The 21,752-nt window shown below is 62.8% G+C and carries 19 protein-coding genes and 1 pseudogene; 12 read left to right on the top strand and 8 right to left on the bottom strand.

The features are described from left to right. Positions 1–236 precede the first annotated feature (236 nt). Positions 237–2,492, bottom strand: a complete 2,256-nt coding sequence (gene katG / locus ACQKP2_RS00100) for a catalase/peroxidase HPI (RefSeq protein ID WP_427573301.1) — start codon at positions 2,490–2,492, stop codon at positions 237–239. Positions 2,493–3,036: 544 nt separating this feature from the next. On the opposite strand from katG, the gene ACQKP2_RS00095 reads away from it, so the two are divergent. Then, positions 3,037–4,164, top strand: coding sequence for a diguanylate cyclase (locus ACQKP2_RS00095; RefSeq protein WP_427573298.1), 1,128 nt, complete (start codon positions 3,037–3,039; stop codon positions 4,162–4,164). A 26-nt stretch (positions 4,165–4,190) separates the two neighbouring features. Here ACQKP2_RS00095 and ACQKP2_RS00090 read toward each other — a convergent pair whose 3' ends face one another. Together ACQKP2_RS00090 and ACQKP2_RS00085 are read right to left on the bottom strand one after the other, a co-directional pair. Further along, positions 4,191–5,474: a nucleotide disphospho-sugar-binding domain-containing protein gene (locus tag ACQKP2_RS00090; protein ID WP_427573295.1), complete on the bottom strand. Its 1,284-nt coding sequence runs from the start codon at positions 5,472–5,474 to the stop codon at positions 4,191–4,193. Positions 5,475–5,572: 98 nt separating this feature from the next. Then, complete coding sequence (locus tag ACQKP2_RS00085; protein WP_427573292.1) at positions 5,573–6,505, bottom strand: GntR family transcriptional regulator; 933 nt, start codon at positions 6,503–6,505, stop codon at positions 5,573–5,575. A gap of 194 nt (positions 6,506–6,699) precedes the next feature. On the opposite strand from ACQKP2_RS00085, the gene ACQKP2_RS00080 reads away from it, so the two are divergent. From ACQKP2_RS00080 to ACQKP2_RS00035, 10 genes are all read left to right on the top strand, one after another. Then, positions 6,700–7,755 carry a polyamine ABC transporter substrate-binding protein gene (locus ACQKP2_RS00080; RefSeq protein WP_427573289.1) on the top strand — a complete coding sequence of 352 codons (1,056 nt, stop codon included), beginning with the start codon at positions 6,700–6,702 and terminating at the stop codon, positions 7,753–7,755. Positions 7,756–7,835: 80 nt separating this feature from the next. Then, entirely contained in the window at positions 7,836–8,696 is an 861-nt protein-coding gene (locus tag ACQKP2_RS00075) for an ABC transporter permease (RefSeq protein ID WP_427573286.1), read from the top strand. Then, positions 8,693–9,499, top strand: a complete 807-nt coding sequence (locus ACQKP2_RS00070) for an ABC transporter permease (RefSeq protein ID WP_427573283.1) — start codon at positions 8,693–8,695, stop codon at positions 9,497–9,499. The genes ACQKP2_RS00075 and ACQKP2_RS00070 overlap by 4 nt, the downstream gene beginning before the upstream one ends. After that, positions 9,492–10,571 carry an ABC transporter ATP-binding protein gene (locus tag ACQKP2_RS00065; protein WP_427573280.1) on the top strand — a complete coding sequence of 360 codons (1,080 nt, stop codon included), beginning with the start codon at positions 9,492–9,494 and terminating at the stop codon, positions 10,569–10,571. The genes ACQKP2_RS00070 and ACQKP2_RS00065 overlap by 8 nt, the downstream gene beginning before the upstream one ends. 30 nt (positions 10,572–10,601) lie before the next feature. Next, a complete protein-coding gene (locus tag ACQKP2_RS00060; RefSeq protein WP_427573278.1) occupies positions 10,602–11,885 on the top strand; it encodes a nucleotide disphospho-sugar-binding domain-containing protein in 1,284 nt (427 codons plus the stop codon). Then, entirely contained in the window at positions 11,878–12,246 is a 369-nt protein-coding gene (locus ACQKP2_RS00055; protein ID WP_427573275.1) for a cupin domain-containing protein, read from the top strand. The genes ACQKP2_RS00060 and ACQKP2_RS00055 overlap by 8 nt, the downstream gene beginning before the upstream one ends. A gap of 25 nt (positions 12,247–12,271) precedes the next feature. Continuing rightward, positions 12,272–12,616, top strand: coding sequence for a cupin domain-containing protein (locus ACQKP2_RS00050; RefSeq protein ID WP_427573273.1), 345 nt, complete (start codon positions 12,272–12,274; stop codon positions 12,614–12,616). Positions 12,617–12,621: 5 nt separating this feature from the next. Continuing rightward, positions 12,622–13,692 (top strand): aminoglycoside phosphotransferase family protein, encoded by a 1,071-nt coding sequence (locus tag ACQKP2_RS00045; RefSeq protein ID WP_427573271.1) that lies wholly within the window; start codon positions 12,622–12,624, stop codon positions 13,690–13,692. After that, positions 13,676–15,181, top strand: a complete 1,506-nt coding sequence (locus ACQKP2_RS00040) for an aldehyde dehydrogenase family protein (RefSeq protein WP_427573268.1) — start codon at positions 13,676–13,678, stop codon at positions 15,179–15,181. The genes ACQKP2_RS00045 and ACQKP2_RS00040 overlap by 17 nt, the downstream gene beginning before the upstream one ends. A gap of 27 nt (positions 15,182–15,208) precedes the next feature. After that, positions 15,209–16,171: an NTP transferase domain-containing protein gene (locus ACQKP2_RS00035; RefSeq protein WP_427573266.1), complete on the top strand. Its 963-nt coding sequence runs from the start codon at positions 15,209–15,211 to the stop codon at positions 16,169–16,171. Positions 16,172–16,173: 2 nt separating this feature from the next. On the opposite strand, the gene phnE is transcribed toward ACQKP2_RS00035, so the two are convergent. From phnE to ACQKP2_RS00015, 4 genes are read right to left on the bottom strand one after another with little or no spacing between them, the layout of a single operon-like run. Next, the gene (gene phnE, locus ACQKP2_RS00030) at positions 16,174–16,941 is read right to left on the bottom strand and encodes a phosphonate ABC transporter, permease protein PhnE (protein ID WP_427573263.1); all 768 of its coding nucleotides are present in this window, start codon (positions 16,939–16,941) and stop codon (positions 16,174–16,176) included. Continuing rightward, positions 16,938–17,765, bottom strand: a complete 828-nt coding sequence (locus ACQKP2_RS00025) for a PhnE/PtxC family ABC transporter permease (RefSeq protein ID WP_427573260.1) — start codon at positions 17,763–17,765, stop codon at positions 16,938–16,940. Before ACQKP2_RS00025 ends, phnE begins: the two co-directional genes overlap by 4 nt. Continuing rightward, on the bottom strand, positions 17,759–18,556 hold the full coding sequence (locus ACQKP2_RS00020) for a phosphonate ABC transporter ATP-binding protein (RefSeq protein WP_427573257.1): 798 nt from the start codon (positions 18,554–18,556) through the stop codon (positions 17,759–17,761). The genes ACQKP2_RS00025 and ACQKP2_RS00020 overlap by 7 nt, the downstream gene beginning before the upstream one ends. Next, entirely contained in the window at positions 18,553–19,404 is an 852-nt protein-coding gene (locus ACQKP2_RS00015) for a putative selenate ABC transporter substrate-binding protein (protein ID WP_427573255.1), read from the bottom strand. The genes ACQKP2_RS00020 and ACQKP2_RS00015 overlap by 4 nt, the downstream gene beginning before the upstream one ends. A gap of 452 nt (positions 19,405–19,856) precedes the next feature. On the opposite strand from ACQKP2_RS00015, the gene ACQKP2_RS00010 reads away from it, so the two are divergent. Further along, complete coding sequence (locus ACQKP2_RS00010; RefSeq protein ID WP_427573253.1) at positions 19,857–21,467, top strand: mechanosensitive ion channel family protein; 1,611 nt, start codon at positions 19,857–19,859, stop codon at positions 21,465–21,467. Positions 21,468–21,583: 116 nt separating this feature from the next. Here the strand turns inward: ACQKP2_RS00010 and ACQKP2_RS00005 are convergent. After that, positions 21,584–21,752: pseudogene (locus ACQKP2_RS00005) on the bottom strand (amino acid permease); the annotation flags it as partial.

Raw genomic sequence — 21,752 nt, 5'->3', positions numbered from 1 at the left:
AACCATGGAATGACCTGCGCAGGGGACTTGCAAGTTCTCTGCTGGGGTAAGTCTTTGGTGGTCACCCTGGCGAAAGTTCCCGCTCAATTCGCGGCCTGTCTGAGAGCTATGTGGGGTGTCAGGTTTGCAGCGTTATCGTTGACGACCATCGCGAGCTTGCTCGCTCCTACAGAGAGTATCTGGGTTGGATGTGGCCACTGCGGCAGGTTCGCTGCCGAAGTGGCCCGTTGGCTATTTCACTTCAGGTCGAACCGATCCAGATTCATGACTTTGGTCCATGCCGCCACAAAGTCCTTCACCAGTTTTTCCTGCCCGCCAGCGCTGGCATACACCTCGGCCAGTGCCCGCAGTTGCGAGTTGGAACCGAACACCAGGTCCACGCGGGTGGCGGTCCATTTCTGTTGGCCGGATTTGCGGTCGCGCCCGGTGAATTCTTCAGCGGCCTCGGACACGGGTTTCCATTCCACGCCCATGTCCAGAAGGTTGGTGAAGAAGTCGTTGGTCAGCGCGCCCTTGCGGGTGGTGAACACGCCGTGGGCGGTTTGGCCGACGTTGGTGTCGAGCACGCGCAGGCCGCCGATCAGCGCGGTCATTTGCGGTGCGGTGAGGGTCAGCAGTTGTGCCTTGTCGACCAGCAGTTGTTCGGCCGATACGGTGTAGCGGGTCTTGAGGTAGTTGCGGAAGCCGTCGGCAATCGGTTCCAGGAAGCCGAACGAATCGACGTCGGTCTGCTCTTGCGAAGCATCCATGCGTCCTGGCGAGAACGGCACCGTGACGGTGTGGCCGGCGTTTTTCGCCGCCTGTTCGACACCGGCGCAGCCGCCGAGGACGATCAGGTCCGCCAGGGAGATTTTCTTGCCACCGGCATTGAACTCTTTCTGGATGGCTTCGAGTTTGCCCAGCACGTTGCCCAGTTGATCGGGCTGGTTGGCTTTCCAGGATTTTTGCGGTTCCAGACGCAGGCGACCACCGTTGGCGCCGCCGCGTTTGTCCGAGCCGCGGAAGGTGGAGGCCGCAGCCCAGGCCGTTGACACCAGCTGCGACACCGTCAGGCCCGAGGCCAGCAGTTTGCCCTTGAGCGCGGCGACGTCACTGTCGTTGACCAGGGCGTGGTCGACTTTCGGGATCGGGTCTTGCCACAGCAGCACTTCGTTGGGCATTTCCGGGCCGAGGTAGCGCGACAGCGGCCCCATGTCGCGGTGGATCAGTTTGTACCAGGCACGGGCGAAGGCGTCGGCCAGTTGATCCGGGTTTTGCAGGAAGCGCCGGGAAATCGGCTCGTAGATCGGGTCGAAGCGCAGCGCCAGGTCCGTGGTGAGCATGGTCGGGTTACGACGCTTGGACGGGTCGTGGGCATCGGGAATGATCCCAGCCCCGGCGTTGTTTTTCGGTATCCACTGGTTTGCACCCGCCGGGCTCTTGCTCAGTTCCCATTCGAAACCGAAGACGTTCTCCAGGAAGTTGTTGCTCCACTTGGTCGGCGTCGTGGTCCAGGTCACTTCCAGGCCGCTGGTGATGGTGTCGGCGCCTTTACCGGTGCCGAACTTGTTGCGCCAGCCCAGGCCTTGTTCCTCCAGGCCGGCGGCCTCGGGCTCCGGCCCGACATTGTCCGCAGGCCCGGCGCCGTGGGTCTTGCCGAAGGCGTGGCCACCGGCGATCAGGGCGACGGTTTCTTCATCGTTCATGGCCATGCGGCCGAAGGTTTCGCGAATGTCGATGCCGGCGGCGACCGGGTCGGGAACGCCTTCCGGGCCTTCGGGGTTCACATAGATGAGGCCCATTTGCACGGCGGCCAGCGGGTTTTCCAGATTGCGGCCCTGGCTGGTGCGGCTGTCCTCGTTTTTGCCGGGCTCGGCCGACAGGGGAACGTCGCCGGGCGCCTGTACGGCTTTTTGCGCCTTGTCGTAACGCACGTCACCGCCCAGCCATTTGTTTTCCGAGCCCCAGTAGACATCTTCATCCGGCTCCCAGACGTCCGGGCGACCACCGGAGAAACCGAAAGTCTTGAAGCCCATGGACTCCAGCGCGACGTTGCCGGTGAGCACGATCAGGTCGGCCCAGGAAATGTTGTCGCCATATTTTTGCTTGATTGGCCACAGCAGCCGGCGTGCCTTGTCCAGGCTGACGTTGTCGGGCCAGCTATTGAGCGGTGCGAAACGTTGCTGGCCGGAGCCGGCGCCGCCGCGCCCGTCACCGGTGCGATAGGTGCCGGCAGCGTGCCAGGCCATGCGCACGAACAGTGGACCATAGTGGCCGAAGTCCGCAGGCCACCAGTCTTGCGAGTCGGTCATCAGCGCCGTCAGGTCGCGCTTGAGCGCGGCGAAGTCCAGCTTCTTGAACGCTTCTGCATACTTGAAGCCCGCCTCGGTGGGGGAGGACAGGGACGAGTGCTGATGCAGAATTCTCAGATTCAGTTGATTCGGCCACCAGTCGCGGTTCGTCGTGCCACCGCCGGCGGCGTGGTTGAAGGGGCATTTCGATTCATTTGCCATGTGAGAGCTACCTTTGGTCGAGTTCATTCAGCGGTTCGGCCCGGTGCGGGCTCGGGACAACGGTGAGTGAGATCCATGACACAGGCTGCGGGACCCGCTTGTGATCAAACGATCGCGGCGGTCGCGTGGGTATTCTTGACAGTGGCAGGCGAATTGCCAGCACGAGGACTCACGGTTTGCCCAGTCAGTTTCCGACTCATTCTTATCTCCTTCTCAGGTCTGAGCCGGCCAGAAAGCGCCGGCGCCTGATAAGGCTAGACCCCTATCGGGAAGTCGGCTAATAGCGTCAGTGTTTGTTGTCGATAGGCGAAATCTTTCAGCGCGATGCAGGGAATTGCGGCGGCCTGCGGGCTATGTGCCACAATGGTTATCGACATTGGATCCGCGTTCGTTCGTTGTTGTTGTTGTTGTTGTAGGAGCCAGGCTTGCCGGCGAAGGCGATTTCAAAGACGCCACACGACATCAGGACGCTTTCGCCGGCGAGCCTGGCTCCTACCGGCGAAATTGGTATTGAGTGTTACCACAGGATTATCAGGCGAACTCTATGGATGGCCTTGGATTTCGGCACGAGCAGGAAAGCTTTATCGCCCGGCAGGTGCGCACGGACCGTTTGCACCAGCTGTTTCGTCAATCGGTCACGGCGGTTTTCGGCAGCTTTCTGGCGCTGATCATGCTGTGCTGGCTGTGCTGGGAGCGCTTCGATCACGACGTCGTCGGCTGGTGGGTGACGCTGCTGACGGCCTCGACCCTGCTGCGCATCATGATGTTCGTGATCTATTTCCGCAGCCCGGCAGAGGCGCGCACCCCGCAGCGCTGGGAGCGCATCTACCTGGTCACCCTGGCGCTGTCCGCCGGGATCTGGGGTGGCGGGGCGCTGGCGGTGATGCCGGCTGACGATCTGTTGGCCCAGGCGCTGGTCATGCTGTTCACCGTGGGCATGTCGGTCAGCGCGGTGTCCTGCTACTCGGCCTATCGCTACATGACCGTGGTGTCGATCGCGCTGGTGCTGTTGCCCTGTACCTTCTGGCTGCTGTTTCAGCCATCCTCCCTGCAGGTCGGCATGGCGGTGGCGGTCCTGGTGTTCGCCTCCTTTGTGTGCAGCGCCACGCGCAAGCTTTCCGATGCCCTGGAGACAGGCTTTCGCCTGACCCGCGAGATGGAGCTGGCGCACAGTATTTCCACCCGCGCCGCGCAAACCGATGAACTGACCGGCCTGAAAAACCGCCGGGCGTTCTTCGAACATGCGCAAAGGCTGTACAACCATTGCCAGAACTATCAACTGCCGTTGTGCGCGGTGATGCTGGACATGGACCACTTCAAACACATCAACGACACCTACGGGCATCAGGTGGGCGACCAGGTGCTGCGGCAAATGGGCATTGTCATCTGCCGGTCATTTCGCGACACCGACGTTTACGGTCGGCTGGGCGGCGAGGAGTTCGCCGTCCTGCTGCCGGACACGTCCCTTGAAACGGCGCAGAACATCGCCGAACAGCTGGTCCACTCCATCCCCGGGCTGATGACCGGTCCCGTGCACTGCATCACCGCCAGCGTTGGCGTCGCCTCCATGGACGCCAGTGACAAGGACCTGCACAGCCTGATGAGCAACGCCGACAAGGCGCTGTACCGGGCCAAGGCCCGGGGGCGTAATCAGGTGGTGGTTTCCGAGTAAATCATCCGGCGCCTGCGCTTGATCGATCAGGCACCTGCCAGCGCTACGATGGCGCGTGCCGCGACATCGGTGCCTCGGGTTGCCTGCATGCCCTGGCTGAACGCCTTGAGCCGCTGTTTCATCGCCTGATCGCCCAGCAACTGTTCCAGCGCCGCCGGCAACGCCGCCAGCGGCTCGGCAAAGCGTGGCAGATAACGGCCGACGCCCACTTCCTCGGCGCGGGCGGCGTTGTCGTGGCCGTCCCAGCAGTAGGGAATGATCAACGACGGCAATCCGAAGTACAGCGCCTCGCAGAAACTGTTGTTGCCGCCGTGATGGATGAACAGATCGCATTCCTTGAGCACCGCAGGCTGGGCAAACCAGCTGTCCAGGTACACGTTGTCCGGGACGGTGGTGTACGTGTCGCGATAGGCGCCGACGTTGATCAGGAAGCGGTAGGGCAGGTGTTCGATGGTGCCGATCAGGCGCTTGATCATGTCGGTGTCGGCGGCGCCGAGGCTGCCGAAGCTGACGTAGATCAGCGGTGCATCGTTGTGCCGCGGGAAGTCGGGAACGATGTAGGGCGCCTCGCGGCGTACGCAGCCATCGAGGTAGACATAGCGCTGCGGGTCCAGTGGCTGGCTGCGTTCATAGCGCACCGGGGTCGGCGACAGCAGCAAGTTGAGCCACGGCGAATCGATGAGGAACTGGCCGGGCGGGCAGGGCGCCGTGCCGTTGTTGGCCAGAAACTGCGAGAAGCGTTCATGGGCCGGTGCGACGGCTTTCAGATAGTGCTCGCAAAAACGGTCGCGGGCCCGGGCGTCATCGGCCAGGCATCCGGACAGGTAAGGCGGCACGGCGGCGTCCGGCAGTTCGGTTTCCGCACAGGACACCATCCGCACCCAAGGGCAGCCGGCATTGGCGATGGCCGGGAACATGACCACGTTGTCCAGGACGATGACATCCGGTTTCAGGCGCCCGAGCAACTGCTGCAACGGTTTTTCCGCTTCGATGGCGGTGTCGATGATGGCGTCCCAGGCGGGTACGACATAGCTGTCGATCTGCGCAAGCGGTGTCTGGTCAAAATACGGGATGTTGCGCTCGATGAAGCGCTCCCAGTAATGCTGGTGTTCGGCGGCCGACAGGGGATGGGGCTGCGCAATCGGGTATTCATCGAAACCGTATTCGGCAAACAGGCCCTGAAAGTGCTCATGGCAGATGAAAACGGGCCGGGCGCCCTGTTCACGCAATGCCTGGGCGATACCGATGCAGTTCAGGGCCGCGCCGAAACTGGCTTCCGGAAACAGGGCGATCAGTTTGTTTGTGTGCATGGCGATGCCGAATCCAAGGCGGGAAAGCCCCGCCGTTCCTGAAGATGATTGGATGCTGTCTTATTTTTAAAAAAAAATCATCATGTTTTTGAGAGGAGTCAGCGACGCCCGAGCGGCTGGCTCAGCGGGATGCCACGGTTGGCGGTTTGCGGGCGCTGAGCCGCGCTCAGGCGCAGGTGCAGGCGCAACAGGTCGGCGGCGATGTCCATCTGCCCGCGCTCGATCTGGGCAATGATTTGCAGGTGCTCGCGCAAGGCTTCCTGCAAGCGGTGCACGCTGACCGACGGCAGCAGGTTCGGCAGGCGCCGCAGGCTCTGGTGTTGCAGCAGGGCATCGCCGATGAAGCGGTTGCCGCAACTCTGCGCCAGCAGTTCGTGGAAGCTGATGTCCAGCTCGCGGAACTGCTGGATATCGAAGTTTTCCACCCGGCTTGAAAGCAGGGTTTGCATGGCGCTGCGCAGCAGTGCCAGACGTTGCGGGTCGGCGTTGAATTGCGGGCTGAGCAGCGCTTCCGGTTCCAGGATCAAGCGGAACTTGAGGCTTTCCTCCAGCGCTGCAAGGCTGTTGAGCGACGGCCGAAACAGCCAGGACTGGCCCGGGCCGCGTTCGATGGCCTGGTTTTCGCTCAGTTGCTGCAAGGCCTTCTGTGCCGCCGGCCGGCCGATGTCGTAGCGGCGCATCAGCTCGCTGATGCTGATGCTGTCGCCCAGGCGTCCGGCCATGCGGTCGCGCAGCACCGAGGTGGCCAGTTCTTCTTCTTCGGCTTGTGGCAGGGCGGCGTTGAAGGCGTGGTCGGCGGGCGCGGCGATCAGGCGATAACCCTTGCCGGCTTCGTGGCTGAGCAGGTTTTCCTCGAGCAGCACATTGAGTGCGCCCCGAATCAGCGTGCGCGAGACCTGGAACGTCCGCGCCAGCGCCTGTTCGGCGACCGGGTCGCCCGCTGTCAGGCCGGACTCCCGGGTGTGCTCCAGGATTCGCCGGGCGAGTTCCAGGTGGTTGGTGCGCGGTTTTTTCTCGGCTGTTGTACTCAAGCGTCTTGTCTCGGTTCGGTCGCTTTGGGTTCTGGCGCTCATCTTATGCCATGCGCTGGCGAATCGTCAGGCGCAAAAAAACCGTTGACATAATTTTTTACTGGTCCTAATTTCTAAAAAAAAACACATGTAGTCGTTTCTCGTTTTGCCGTACTGCCTTCGAAAAAACAATAAACAATCGTCGGGTGAGTATCATGAGAAAGCTGAAAGACGTGCTGTGCGTGGGGTTGGCTGTTTCCCTGGCGATTGCCGCACAGGCAGCAAGCGCGAAAGACATGGTGATTTCCATCTGGGACGGCTACATGGCCCCCGATGCGCTGGACAAGTTCACCGCGGCCAGTGGCGTCAGCGTCGACAAGGCCCTGCACGCGACCAACGAAGAAATCATGGGCAAGCTGATGGCGTCCGGTGGTGAAGGCTACGATGTGGTCTTCGTTTCCTCACCGTTCGCCGAGGTCCTGCACAAGCAGGGTCTTCTGGCCGACATCGATCCGGTCAAGGTGCCCAACCTCAAAAACCTCTACCCCGAAGCCACTCGCCTGGCCTACGACCCCGGCAACCATTTCTCGGTGCCTTACACCTGGGGCACGACGGGCATCTGCTATCGCACCGACAAGGTGACACCGGCACCGCAAAGCTGGAACGAATTGCTCAACCCCAGCGATGCCCTCAAAGGCAAGGTCACGATGCTGGCCACCGACCGCTGGATGCTGGGTGCCGGTTTCCTTGCCAAAGGCTGGTCGGTCAATGACAGCGACCCGGCGCAAATCGCAGCGGTACGCGACCAGCTGATCGCCACCAAGAAACGCATCCTGGCGTTCGACGACACCACCTTCTATTCCAAGCTGGCCTCCGGCGAATCGCTGATGGCGCATGCCTGGGATGGCTGGTGCAACTACGGCACCCAGGCCAACGCGGCGATCAAATTTGTCGTGCCCAAGGAAGGCTCCGACCTGTGGGTAGACACCATGGTCGTGCTCAAGAGCTCCAGGCATCAGGACGAGGCGTTCAAGTTCGTCAACTTCATGCTGGCCAAGGAGAACCACGTCTGGGTCACTGAAAACATCCTCTACAAAGTGCCGAACGAAGCCGCAATGGCTGGCGTTTCCCCCGACCTGCTCAAGCAATACCCCAACCTGACCATCGCTCCGGCTGAACTGGTGAAGATGGAGCAGTTGCGCGACCTGGGCGGCACCACGCAAAAAGCCTACACCCGCGCTGTCACCGAGATCATGGCTGCACAGAACTGATCGCACACCACCGAGGCATGCCTGGCATGCCTCGCCACGCTGGCAAGCCGCCTCAGTCCTGAGGCGGGAGGATACGGTTAATGAGTGCTTTGCATGCTGACAGGCGTCTGTCGGCCTGGCTTCTTGCGCCCGGCTTCGGCTGGCTGCTGACTTTTCTGGTGATGCCCTGTGTGCTGGTGCTGGTCTACAGCTTCGTCGAGCGCGGTGCCTATGGCGGTATCGATTGGTTGTTCACCTGGGAAAACTACCAGCGTGCATTCGATCCGCTGTACCTGGGCATCCTGCTCAAGTCGGCCAGGATTGCCGGGCTGGCGACGGTCTTCGCCGTACTGATCGGCTACCCCGCAGCCTATGCGATTGCCCGGGCGCCACGGCGCCGGCAGGCGGTGTTTCTGTTCCTGGTGATGCTGCCGTTCTGGAGCAATTACCTGATCCGTACCTACGCCTGGATCGTCCTGCTCAATCGCGAGGGCCTGATCAACCGCCTGCTGCAACTGTTGGGCTACAGCGGTGACCCGGTCAACCTGCTCTACACCGAAGCGTCGGTGGTGCTGGGGCTGGTCTACAACTACATCCCGTTCGTGGTCCTGGCGATTTTCTCGTCGCTGTCGCGCATCAACAACGAACTCTGGGACGCCTCGCGGGACCTGGGCGCTTCGGGCTGGATGACCTTTCGCCGGATCATCCTGCCGCTGAGCGTGCCGGGGGTGGCGGCCGGTGCGGTGTTTGTCTTCGTGCTGAGCATCGGCAACTTCATCACCGCCGACCTGTTGGGCGGCAAGCAGGTGCAGATGGTCGGCAACCTGATCTACGCGCAATTCCTGACCGCGCGGGACTGGCCGTTCGGCGCGGCGCTGAGTTTCTTCCTGATCGCGATCATGCTGGTTCTGCTGTTCATTCAGGCATTGCTTGCCCGTCGTGCAGAAGGGGGCCGTCCATGAGCCAGCCACGTTCTGCCGGCGGCACTGTACTGAATGCGCACCTGGGCCTGGTGTATGCCTTCCTCTATGTGCCGATCCTGGTATTGATCCTCCTGTCGTTCAACAAGTCGGGCCTGCCGACCGCCTGGGGCGGGATGTCGCTCAAGTGGTACGCGGCGCTGGCGCATAACTCGGCGGTCCTGTCGGCGGCCCTCAACACACTGATCGTGGCGTTGTCGGCCACCTTCATTGCCTGCGTGCTGGGCACACTCCTGGCACTGGGCATCGAGATGCGCCGCAAGGGCGATGAAAAAGGGCAGGTGGTCGACACCTTGCTGATGGCGCCGATGATCATTCCCGACATCGTGCTGGCGATTGCGCTCCTGAGCTTTTTCAACCTGCTCAAGGTGGGCCTGGGCCTGCACTCGATCATCATCAGCCACGCGGTATTCAACATTGCATTCGTCTGCGCCGTGGTGCGCACACGGCTCAAGCATTTCGACTACGCGATTCTCGAAGCCTCGATCGACCTCGGCGCGAGCTGGTTCACCACGTTTCGCCGGGTGCTGTTGCCGGCGATTTTCCCAGGTGTGCTGGCCGGTGGCTTGCTGGCGTTCACCCTCTCGGTGGACGAATTCATCATCGCCTTTTTCAACTCAGGCTCCGGCCAGGCTTCCACCACCTTGCCGATGCAGATCTACGCCATGATCCGTTTTGGCGTCACCCCGGAAATCAACGCCCTGGCGACGCTGGTGATGCTGGTCAGCATCACCGCGCTGCTGGCTTCGCAGCGTCTCAACAAGGCACCTCGCACCCATGAATAACTCATCTGCGGTACTGATCCTGGACAAGGTCAGCAAGTCTTATGGCAATGGTCTGGCGGTCGATGAGGTGTCGCTCAACATCCGCGAAAACGAATTCTTCGCCCTGCTCGGGCCGTCCGGCTGCGGCAAGACCACGCTGCTGCGCATGCTCGCAGGCTTCGAGACGCCCAGCGCCGGTTGCATCTATCTGGACGGCAAGGACATCTCGCCGCTGCCGGCCAACAAGCGGCCGTTGAACCTGATGTTCCAGTCCTATGCGCTGTTTCCCAACATGACCGTGCGCAAGAACATTGCCTACGGGCTGGAGATGGAGCGCTTGCCCGACATGGAAATCCGTCGCCGGGTCGATGAGGTGCTCCACACCGCGCAACTCGCCGCGCTGGCCGACCGCAAGCCCGATCAGCTCTCCGGCGGTCAGCGCCAGCGGGTCGCCCTGGCGCGGGCACTGGTCAAGCGTCCGCGGGTGCTGCTGCTCGATGAGCCGCTGGGCGCGCTGGATAAAAAGCTGCGGGAAAAAATGCAGCTGGAACTCAAGCGCCTGCAACTGGAAAGCGGCATCACCTTCATCATCGTCACCCACGACCAGGAAGAAGCGCTGGTCATGTCCGACCGCATGGCGGTGCTCGACGGCGGCAAGGTCTGTCAGTGCGGCAGCCCGAGCGAACTCTACGAAAACCCCAACAGCCGGTTTGTCGCCAACTTCATCGGCGTCAGCAATCTGCTGGAGGGTGTGCGTTCAGGCGAGCGCTCGGTGCGGGTCAACGGCCAGGAACTGACCGTCGACACCGACGCACCGCTGGTTCCCGGGCAGTCGGTGGCCCTGGTCGTACGCCCCGAACGCCTGCAGGTTCTGGGCGGGCAGGGCAACGATTGCATCAATCAGGTCGAGGGACGGATCGTCGAGATCGCCTACCACGGCCTCGACACCAACCTGCATGTGCAGACCCCGCTGTGCGACAAGCCCTTGATCGTGCGGGTGCCGTCGTCGCAGTGCGAATTCGCTGATTTCTCCATTGGCAAGACCATCCGGCTGGGCTGGCAACCGCGCCACGCCCGGGTATTGACGCGCTGAACAATAAAAAGACCAGGCAGGAGCAACTCGATGAAACAGAAAGTGATCGCCTTCTTCCCGGAAGCCGCCTACGGCCCGGCATTGAACTCAGTCGGTATCGCCCAGGCGTGTGAAGCGCTGGGACACAAAGCGGTGTTTCTGACGGACCCCGGCATGAGCGGCGTGTATGCCGGCTACGGGTTCGAAGAGCACGTGGTCAATATGTCGGCGCCGATGCCGGCAGAGGAAATGGCCCGTTACTGGGTCGACTTCATCAACGGCCACATTCCCAACTTTCGCAAGTCGCCACTCGATCAGATCGATAACTATGTGAAGGAATGCTGGGCCGCCATCGTCGAGACCGCCAAGTGGGCGCAGAAGGATTTGCCGGCCGTGCTGGACAAGGTCAAGCCCGACATGGTCTGCGTGGACAACGTGATCCTGTTTCCGGCGATCAAGCAGTATGGCAAGCCATGGGTGCGGATCATCTCCTGCTCGGAGAACGAAATCGAAGACCCGGATATCCCGCCGCACCTGTCGGGCATGAGCATCGACGACAAGGCCGGCCATGCACAGTTTCGCCAGCGCTTCGAAGAGGTGGTCGGGCCGATTCACGAGGACTTCAACCAGTTCCTGCAAGCCCACGGCGAGCAGCCTTACCCGCTGGGTACGTTCTTCGAAGCCTCGCCTTACATGAACCTGTTGTTGTACCCGGATGCGGTCAAGTTCGAGCGCCGCCATCCATTGCCGGCCGAGCGCTTTCACTACCTGCAAGGCTGTGTGCGCCACGATACCCATTACGACATTCCGGCTTTCGCTGCCCACAACGACAAACCCTTGTTGTACATCAGCTTCGGCAGCCTGGGCTCCGGCGATGTCGAGCTGCTCAAGCGCCTGATAGCCGCTATCGGCAAGTTGCCGTACCGGGCCCTGTTCAATGTCGGCGAGCACGTCGACAAGTACCAGGATTTGCCCGAAAACGTGCAGATTTCCAACTGGTTCCCGCAGCCCTCGGTGATTGCCCAGGTCGATGCGGTGATTCACCACGGCGGCAACAACAGCTTCACCGAATGCCTGTTCTTCGGCAAACCGGCCATCGTCATGTCCTACGTTTGGGACGGCCACGACAACGCCATGCGCGCCGAAGAAAGCGGCCACGGTTTCAAGCTCGACCGCTATGACTGGAGCGAGGCGCAACTGGCAGAAAAACTGTCGGCATGCCTGGGCGATCAAGCGATGCAACAACGCCTGCAGCGCACCAGCGCGCAGATGCAATCACGCAAGGGCCCGGCAGACGCGGCCGCCATCCTCGACAAGGTGCTCAACGATGCCTGATCAATCCACCACGGCGGGTTTCACGCCGTACCTCGAAGACGTCAGCCATCGCACCGACCTGGTGGACTGGGGCGTGCAGAGCGACGCCGTCGAAGGTGTCTCGCAGTCCAGCGGGCGTTTGCTGTTCAAGGGGCCGAACAACAGCCCGGAAAGCGGTTTGTGGGTGTGCACGCCGGGGCGCTGGCGGCTGTCGATCCCCCGCGATGAGCTGTGCCATTTCCTGGCCGGCGATGCCACGTACCGTCATGACAATGGCGAAGTGATCGAAATTCGCGCCAATACCCTGGTGCTGTTCCCGGCCGGCTGGAGCGGTGAATGCCACGTGCGGCAAACCCTGCGCAACGTTTACATGCTGGCTTGAAGCTTATTTTTACTGGAGAAGAACAATGACAACCCCGTTTCTGTATGACCCGCTGAACATCACTGAAGTCAAGGATTGGGGCGTGATCCCGACCATGCTCGAAGGCCAGTCCCGTGTCTCTGGCGTGGTGCTGCACAAGGGCCCTGATGGCCAGTCCGAATGCGGCATGTGGATCTGCACGCCGGGCAAATGGTTCTGTCACGTCACCAGCGACGAGTTCTGCCACTTCCTCGAAGGCCGCTGCACCTATGTGCATGAGTCCGGCGAAGTGATCGAGATCAAGCCCGACACGGCCGCTTTCTTCCGCAAGGACTGGAAGGGCGTGTGCACCGTCCACGAGACCGTGAAAAAGGTCTACATGATCCGGTGATCGCCATGACAGAGGCTCTTGCGTCACTGCCGGCCCGCGAAGCCCGGCGCGCGGCATTTCTGGCGCGTGCCGGGCATGCCGCCGCGTCGCTGGTTGCGTTGCCGGCGGATGCGTCGACCCGGCGCTATTTTCGCCTGGACGGCGCCGGTCTGTTGCTGATGGATTCGCCGCCGCACAGCGAGCCGATCGGCCCTTTCGTGCGGGTGGCCCGGCAATTGCGGCAGCTGGGTTTGTCGGCGCCGGCCCTGTTCGAGGTCGACGAGGAGGCCGGCCTTGCGTTGATCGAGGATTTCGGCCACGACACCTACACCCGGTTGCTGGCCGCCGGGCATCCGGAGGGTGAGTTGTATCGCCTGGCGATCGATGCTCTGGTGACCCTGCACCGCGCGGCGCCGGACGCCGGGCAAGGTGTCTACGATGCCCTGCAACTGAGTGACGAATATGCTCTGTTCATCGACTGGTACGCGCCACTGCTGATTGGCCAGGAGGCTGCGCTGGCACTGCGTGAGTCGTATCTGGCGCTGTTTGCAGAGGTCTGTGCCGATGTCGCGCAGCGACGCGAAACCCTGGTGCTGCGTGATTTTCACGTCGACAACCTGATGCTGTTGCAGGGGCGTGAAGGCGTCGCTGCCTGCGGGTTGCTGGACTTTCAGGACGCGCTGGTGGGTGCTGCGGCGTATGACGTGATGTCGCTGCTCGAAGACGCCCGGCGTGACGTCTCCGAAGCCCGGCGCGTGGCACTGCTGCTGCACTACTTGAAGCAGCGTCCGGAACTGGACGCACCGCGCTTTCTCGAGGACTACCGACGGCTGGCCGCCCAGCGTCACGCCAAGGTGCTGGGCATCTTCGTGCGCCTGGCCGGGCGCGATGGCAAGCACGGTTATCTGGCCCACCTGCCGCGCACCCTGGGGCTGTTTGTCCAGGCGCTGGAGGCCCAGGCCCTGGGGCCGCTTCGCGATTGGCTGGACCGCCATATGCCGGCATGGCGTGAGCCATTGCCACCGGCAACCCTGCAGGCATTGCGCCAAACCCCTTATCGACTGGTTCAAGGATCATCCCATGACCTTCACCCCTGACACTGCCTTATGTTTCCTCAACGCCACGTACCTGCCAATCGACACCGCACGGGTGCGTACGGTGCTGGACCCGGCAACCCTGCAACCGGTGGGACAGGTCGGGGTGTGCGATGAAGCCGACGTACAGGCCGCCATCGAAGCGGCGACCGCCGCGCAAAAACAGTGGCGACTGGTCGACGCGAAAAGCCGCGCGGCCTGCCTGCATCGGCTGGCCAACGCCATCGAGCAGAACGATGTCTGCAACCGTGAAGTCGCGCGCTTGATGACCCTGGAAATGGGCAAGCCGTTTCCCGAGGCCATGGGCGAACTGGCAAACGCCGCGCCGATCTTTCGCTACTACGCGGAAATGGCCCGGGACGATGCGGGCAAGGTGGCCGGCACCACGCAAATCGGCTCTTTCCAACATGTACGCCATGAGCCCTATGGCGTCAGCGTGCACATCATGCCGTTCAACTTTCCGATTCTGCTGATGTGCTGGACGGTCGCCGCATCCCTGGCGGCGGGTAATGCCTGCATCGTCAAACCGGCAGAAGCCACGACGCTGTGCACCCTCAAATTCATGGAGCACTTCACCACGCTGGCGGCGGGGCTGGTGGCCTGCGTGCCGGGGGATGCGCTGACCGCGCAATCGCTGGTCAAGTCCCCCGGCACCCATGCCGTGGCCTTTACCGGCAGCGTGGCGGCAGGCCAGGCCGTGGCGATGGCCTGTGCCGGACAAATGAAACCCTGCGTGATCGAGGCCGGGGGCAGTGACCCGATGATCATCTCCCGGCATGCGCCGCTGGAGGTCGCCGCTGCGGGCGCGGTCACCGCCGCGTTTCACTTGAGTGGGCAGATCTGCACCTCGGCCGAGCGCTTCTATGTGGTCGACCAGATCCATGACGAGTTTGTCGCCCGCTTCGCCGAGCGCACCCGTGCCCTGCGTATCGGCCATGGCCTGGAACGCTCGGAAATCGGGCCGATGGTCAGCGAGGCCGCGCGCAACAAGGTCATGCGCCTGGTCGACGATGCGCTGGCCAAGGGCGCGACGCTGGTTTGTGGCGGGCGCATTCCGCCGCAGCACACGGTGGGCTGGTTCTATGAGCCGACCATCCTCACGGATGTCACGGCGGACATGGCGATCCTTCAGGAAGAGTGTTTCGGCCCGGTGGCGGCGATTTGCCGTGTCAGCGATTTCGACGAAGCGGTACGGCTGGCCAACGATTCGCCGTTTGGCTTGGGCGCATCGCTGTTCTCTACCGATCTTGCCGAAGCCATGGAGGCTGCCGACCGACTCGAGGCAGGGATGGTCTGGGTCAACAACCCGTTGATCGACAACGATGCACTGCCGTTCGGCGGCTGGAAGATGTCCGGTCTGGGCCGGGAACTGGGGCGTCAGGGCCTGGATGCCTTCCGGCGCTCGAAAATGGTCATCATCGATCACCAGCCCAAAATCCATGACTGGTGGTATCCGTACGCCGATGACGTGTTCTATCGCGACCCGGCTTGAAGCATTGGCGCATACAGGGGATTGGCAATGAGCGACAAGGTTCTGTGGCCGACCCTGGCGGTGATTCTCGCTGCCGGGCAGGGCACGCGCATGCGTTCGCAGGTGCCCAAAGTCTTGCACCCGGTGGGTAATCGTCCGTTGCTCGGCCACGTGCTGGCGGCGGTCGAGGCCGCCGGTGTCGAGCAAGTGGCCGTGGTGGTGGGGGCGGGTGGTCAAGCGGTCGCGCAGTATCTGGAACAGGCGGCGCCGGCCGCGCGGGTGTTTACCCAGCACCGGCAACTCGGTACGGCCCATGCGCTGCTCGCCGCCCGCGAGGCGTTGCAGGCGCACACGCAAGGTTGCGTACTGGTGCTGTTTGGCGACTCGCCATTGATAGGTGCGCAGACGCTTGAGCGCTTGCGCCGGGCGCTGATCGAGGGGGCCGCGGTGGCCGTGGCGGGGTTTCGCAGCGAAACCCCAGGACCCTATGGGCGATTGCTGGTGCAGGATGGCCATTTGCGGGCGATTCGCGAGGCCCGGGATGCCAGCGCGCAGGAGTTGCTGGTGGACTTCTGCAACGGCGGGGTCATGGGTTTGCGTGCCGACAACTGTCTGTGGTTGCTCGAGCGCATTGGCAACCGCAATGCCCAGAACGAGTTTTATCTCACCGATGCGGTGGTCGTGGCCAACGGCGCCGGTCTGCCCGTCACGGCGGTCGAAGTGGAGGAGGACGATGTGCTCGGGGTCAACGACCGCGAGCAATTGCACGCCGCCGAGCGGATTTTCCAGCAGCGCCGACGCCGTGCCGCCATGCTCTCGGGCGTCAGTCTGGTGGCGGCGGACACGGTGTTTTTCAGTGCCGACACCCAGTTGGCGGCTGACGTTTGCATCGAACCGTGCGTGGTGTTCGGCCCCGGTGTGAGCGTGGCCGGTGGCGTGCGGGTCGAGGCGTTCAGCCGACTGGAAAATACCCGGCTTGAGCCGGCATCAACCCACAGCGTAGCGGATTGAAGTCATGCCTTGACCCAACGCTGGCGGCTCCAGCTGCTCAAGGAGTCCACCGCCAGGACCAGGAGCAGCATGGCCAGGATGACCGTGCTGGCCTGGGCTTCCTGGAACAGGCTGAGGCTGACGTAGAGCATCTGGCCCAGGCCACCGGCGCCGACGAACCCCAGCACGCTGGCCATGCGGATGTTGTTTTCCCAGCGATACAGGATGTAGGCCAGCAACTGCGGCAGCAGGTTGGGCAGGGTGCCATAGCAGAAGGCCCACACGGCATTGGCACCTTGCAGGCGAATGGCTTCGGAGGGTTGTGGCGGCGTGTTTTCCAGCGCTTCGGCGAACAGCCGGCCAAGTACGCCGGTGGTGTGCAGGGCCAGGGCCAGGGTGCCGGCGTTCGGGCCGAGCCCGGCGGCCAGGACCATCAGCGCGGCCCACACCAGCTCGGGGATGGCGCGCAGGGCGTTGAGCAGCAGGCGCGACACACTCTTGAACGGCCAGCCGAAGCGACCGGCCGCCGGCAGCGCCAGGATCAGGCCCAACACCGCGGCGAGCAGGGTGCCGAGGGCGGACATGGCGAGGGTTTCCAGGGCGCCATGGCCGATGGCTTGCAAATGCGCCGTGCTCAAGTCCGGGCTGAGAAAGCGCCGGGCATAGAGGCCCATCTGCCTGAGGTTGTCGCCGGCGCCCAGCGCACCGAGGTCGATGCCCAGGTAGCTGAACGAAGCGATCACCGCAGCGCCGATGCACAGCAGCAGGGCCAGGTTGATCAGGCGATTCATGTCAGCCTCCAGCGCAGCAGGCGGCTGAGTTGGTCGGCGAGCAGCACCAGGACCAGAAAGGTCAGCAACAGACTGGCCACTTCACCGCCGGCGAACATGCGCAACGACAGGTCCATTTGCTGGCCCAGGCCACCGGCGCCGACAAAACCCATCACCACCGAGGCGCGGATGGCGCATTCCCAGCGGTACACGGTGTACGACAGCAGTTCCGCCGCGACATTGGGCAGAACTCCATAAGCGAACGCCGCGAGCCTGCCGCTACCGGCTTGTAGCAGTGAATGGACCGGACGCTGGTCGACCGATTCGAAAATTTCCGCGTAGACCTTGCCGAGCATGCCGCTGTAAGTGATGGCGATCGCCAGCACCCCGGCGGTCGGGCCCAGGCCGACGGCGCGCACGAACAGCAAGGCCCAGACGATTTCCGGCACGCTGCGCAGGAAAATCAGCAAGCCACGCACCGGCCAGCGCAGCAGTCGGCCCCATGTGCCGGGGCGCCCCGCACGAGAGGCGGCCGACAGTGATAGCGCGCGGCTGGCCAGCAGGCTGGCGGGCACGGCCAGCAGCAAGGCCAGGGCCATGCCGGCCGTGGCGATGGCCAGGGTTTGCAAGGTGGCTTGCCACAGCAGCTGGAGAAATTCGTCGCCATGGGCGGGAGGCCAGAAGGTCGCGACGAAACGGCCCATTTCGCTATGACTGCTGGACGCCACCAGCACACCCAGATCCAGCTCGCTCAGGTGGATACCCGGCCACAACAGGGCAATGGCCAGCAGGCCGAGCAGCAGGCGCGGCCATGCTGCCGGGTCTCGGGAGTCGCGGGTCAGCATCGGGGAATCTGCACACTCAGGGGCGCGGGTGGCGCCGGGGGGGATTGCAATTGTTCATTGGCGTAAAGCGTGTCGAGCCGTTCGTGATCCACGTCTGCGGCCGGCAAGTCGAACAGAATCCGCCCGTCACGCAGGCCGATGATGCGTGGAAAATGCGTGAGCGCCAGTTCCACCGCATGCAGGCTGGCCACGAGCGTGACGTTGTGCTCCCGGGCGTGGCGGCACAGCACCGACAGCGTGTGCCCGGCCAGCACCGGGTCCATCGCCGACACCGGCTCGTCGGCCAACAACACCTGTGGCGCCTGATACAGCACACGGGCAATGCCGACGCGCTGCAACTGGCCACCGGACAGTTGCTGGCACTGGGCGAACAGCTTGTCGCTCAGGTCCAGTCGGGCCAATGCCGCGCGCGCCCCCGGAACATCCACCGGATGCAAAAGATTGAGCAGGCTTCTGCCCAACCCCCACTGGCCGAGCTTGCCGGCCAGCACGGCGGTGATGACCCGTTGGCGCGGCGGCAGGGGCGGCGATTGATGCACCAGGCCAATGCGTGCGCGCAGGCGCTGACGCTGGTGCGCCGACAATCGCCAGGGTTGATGACCCAGCACCTGCAATTCGCCACGGTCCGGGCGAAGGGCAGTGGCGAGCACATTGAGCAGGCTCGACTTGCCCGCGCCGGACGGGCCGATGATGGCGACCTGTTCACCGGCGCCGATGCGCAGGTCGACATCACACAAGGCGTGGACGCCGTTGCTGTGAGTCAGGCTGGCGCCGGTCAGATGCAGTGTCATTTGAGCAGGTCGGCGGCGCGTGCGGCCTCTTCGATGCCCTTGTAGTTCTCGGGGCTGGTTTCAATGAAACGGCTGGCGGCCTGCAGGTCGAGAATTTCCTTGTCCTGCGGCTTGGCCGGATCGAGGGCCAGGAAGGCAGCCTTGATCTTTGCCGCGAGCGCGGGGTCGAGAGTACCGCGCACGGTCCAGTTGTAATCGAAGTAGGCCGGGGTGGTGGCAAAGACCTTGACCTTGCTGGTGTCGACCTTGCCGGCGGCGACCAGTTTTTCCCACACACTGGCATTGAGTACCCCGGCGTCGACCTTGCCGGCCTGGACCCAGGCGGCGGTGGCGTCGTGGGCACCGGAGTAGCCGACGCGGCTGAAGTAGGTTTCCGGCTTGATGCCGTCCTTGAGCATGAAATAGCGCGGCATCAGGCTGCCGGACGTCGAAGACACCGAGCCGAAGGCGAAGGTCTTGCCCTTGAGGTCGGCGAGGGATTTCACGGCAGGGTCGGCGGTGATGAATTTGCTGGTGAATTGCGCGTCCTGTTCACGCTGTACCAGTGGAATGGCGTTGCCGGTCTTGAGGCGCGCCTGCACGAAGGTGAAACCGCCGAGCCAGGCCAGGTCGATCCGGTCGGTGGCCAGCGCCTCGACCACGGCCGGGTAATCGCTCACCGGTACGAACTCGACCTTCATGCCCAGTTGCTGCTCAAGGTAAGCCCCCAGTGGCTTGAACTTGCGCAGCAGCTCGGTCGGGGCTTCATCGGGAATGGCGCTGACCTTCAGGGTGTCGGCAGCCTGGGTGAGCAGGGAACAGACCGACAGGGTCAAACCGATGGCCATTGCCAGGGTACGTTTGAGCATGGACGTTCTCCATTTCATTTGCGCAAGAGGTTCTTTGGGCCGGGGGGCGAGCCGATTGCTGCCCGGTGCACTGTGAGAGGGTAGTCGAAGTGCGGTGATCCGACTGATCGTTCCCACGCTCTGCGTGGGAACGATCTGAGCGAAAGCGGCCTCACGTCATGCGGCGTCCCTGAAAACGCCTTTGCCCCGTAGGAGCGAGGCTTGCCCGCGAAGGCGGCATTACGTCATGCGGCGTCCTTGAAAACGCCTTCGCCGGCAAGCCTGGCTCCTACAGCGAAGAAGGCCACGCGTCATGCGCCGTCCACGAAAACGCCTTCACCGGCATCGTCCGTGAAATCCCGGTGGTGTTGCATCTGCGCGAATCTGACAACCACTCATCGTTCAACTACGCTGCGATACATTCCGGGTCTTCGACTTCAACGCCCTGAACCCAAGGCATAAGGAGTGAATCGATGCGAAGCAGGGTGCTTGCAATGGTTGCAGCCAGCCTTTTGCTGCTTGGGTCCGTTCTGGCTCGGGCAGTCGAGGTGACCAGCGTCGCCGAGACACCCGCCGAGCTGAAAGTCGCCAACCGCAGCATCATGGTGTTTCGCGCCACATTGCTGGGGGAAGCACCGGAATCGCGGATGAAACGGGCGAAAACCGTGATCAGTGAAGCACTCGATGAAGAGCAGGAACTGACCGTCACCGTCGATCCGATCCAGAGCAGTTACATGGTGCTGTTGGGCGCCAAGCGTGCGTTCATTGTTTCCCCCGGTGATCTGGATGCCGCCGAATACGCCTCGGTGCGGGACATGGCCGAAGATTGCGCACGGAAATTGCGCCAGGTGGTGGCTGAAACCGGCGAAGCGCGCTCGATGCATTTCATGCTCAGGGCCCTGGCCGCCGTCGCCTTGGCGACCGTCATTTACTTCGCGTTGCTGCGAGGCCTGGCGCATTTGCGTCTCAAGCTGCACCGCCGGTTGCCCGAGCTGATGCAGCGGCACACACAGGCACTGAAAGTCGGGCGCACCCAGGTGTTCGATGCCAACTATCTTTACTCGCTGGTCAGCCGTGTGTTCTGGCTGCTGCGCTGGATCGTGATATTGCTGCTCACCTACGAATGGCTGGGCTTTGTCCTTTCGCGTTTTCCCTATACCCGGCCCTGGGGAGAAAGCCTCAACAGTTACTTGCTCAACATCGCGCGCGAAGTGCTTGACGGCATTATCGGCGCCATACCCGGACTTGGCGTCGCGCTGGCCATCTTTTTCATCGCCCGTGGCGCCACAGCCTTCAGCCGTCGTCTGCTCAAGCGGCTGGCGACCCCCGGTACGTTCAGCTGGCTGAACTACGAAACCCTGCAACCGACCACGCGGTTGACGTCGCTGGCGATCTGGCTGTTCGCCCTGGCCATGGCTTACCCCTATCTACCCGGTGCGGACACCGATGCGTTCAAGGGGCTGTCGGTACTGATCGGCCTGATGATTTCGCTGGGGGCCACGAGCGTGGTCGGGCAGGCCGCCGCCGGGTTGATCCTGACCTACACCCGGACCTTGCGGCCGGGAGAATTCGTGCGCATTGGTGAATACGAGGGCACGGTCACTGAACTCGGCATGTTCACCACGCGTATCCGCACCGGCCTGGGGGAGGTCCTGACGCTGCCGAACTCGCTGATCACCGGCACGGTCACCAAGAACTACTCACGCACGGTGCAAGGCCCCGGCTACGTGGTCGACACGGTCGTCACCATCGGCTACGACACTCCGTGGCGACAGGTCGAAGCCATGCTGCTGGAGGCGGCCAGGCGAACGTCGGGCATTCTGGCCGAACCTTCGCCGCTGGTGTTCCAGACAGCGCTCTCGGACTTTTACCCGGAGTACCGCCTGGTGGCCCAGGCCATCCCCAGCCAGCCGCGGCCACGGGCCGTATTGCTCAGCGAACTGCATGGCAACATTCAGGATGTGTTCAATGAGTACGGCGTGCAGATCATGTCACCCCATTACTTCGGCGATCCGCGCCAGGAAAAATGGGTACCCAGGGACAAATGGTTCGCCGCGCCCGCTGAAGAACCCAGGGAGCCATGAGCCGCAAAGTCAGGCCAGGGCCATAACGGCACGCCTTGTTGTTGCCTTGCCCGATAAAAAATCCGATGCCCCTTCAGGCATCGGATTTTGTTTTCTACCGTTCGTGCGCGCGGTTATCAGTTCCCGGACTGCTTGTTGAACACCGCTTCGGCCGCCGCGATTTCCGCCTGGCGCTTGAGGATCACATCGCCCACCGGCGGCCCCTGGAAGCGCCGGGCTTCGAAGCCGAACCAGACGATGGCCGTCAACACCAGGAAACCAATGGTGATGTACAGCGCCCAGTCG

The organism is Pseudomonas sp. NPDC089569 (assembly GCF_050280625.1).
In the GTDB taxonomy this organism is placed as follows: domain Bacteria; phylum Pseudomonadota; class Gammaproteobacteria; order Pseudomonadales; family Pseudomonadaceae; genus Aquipseudomonas.
Note: the sequence above shows the minus strand (reverse complement) of the source record. Positions and strands in the feature narration are given on the sequence as shown.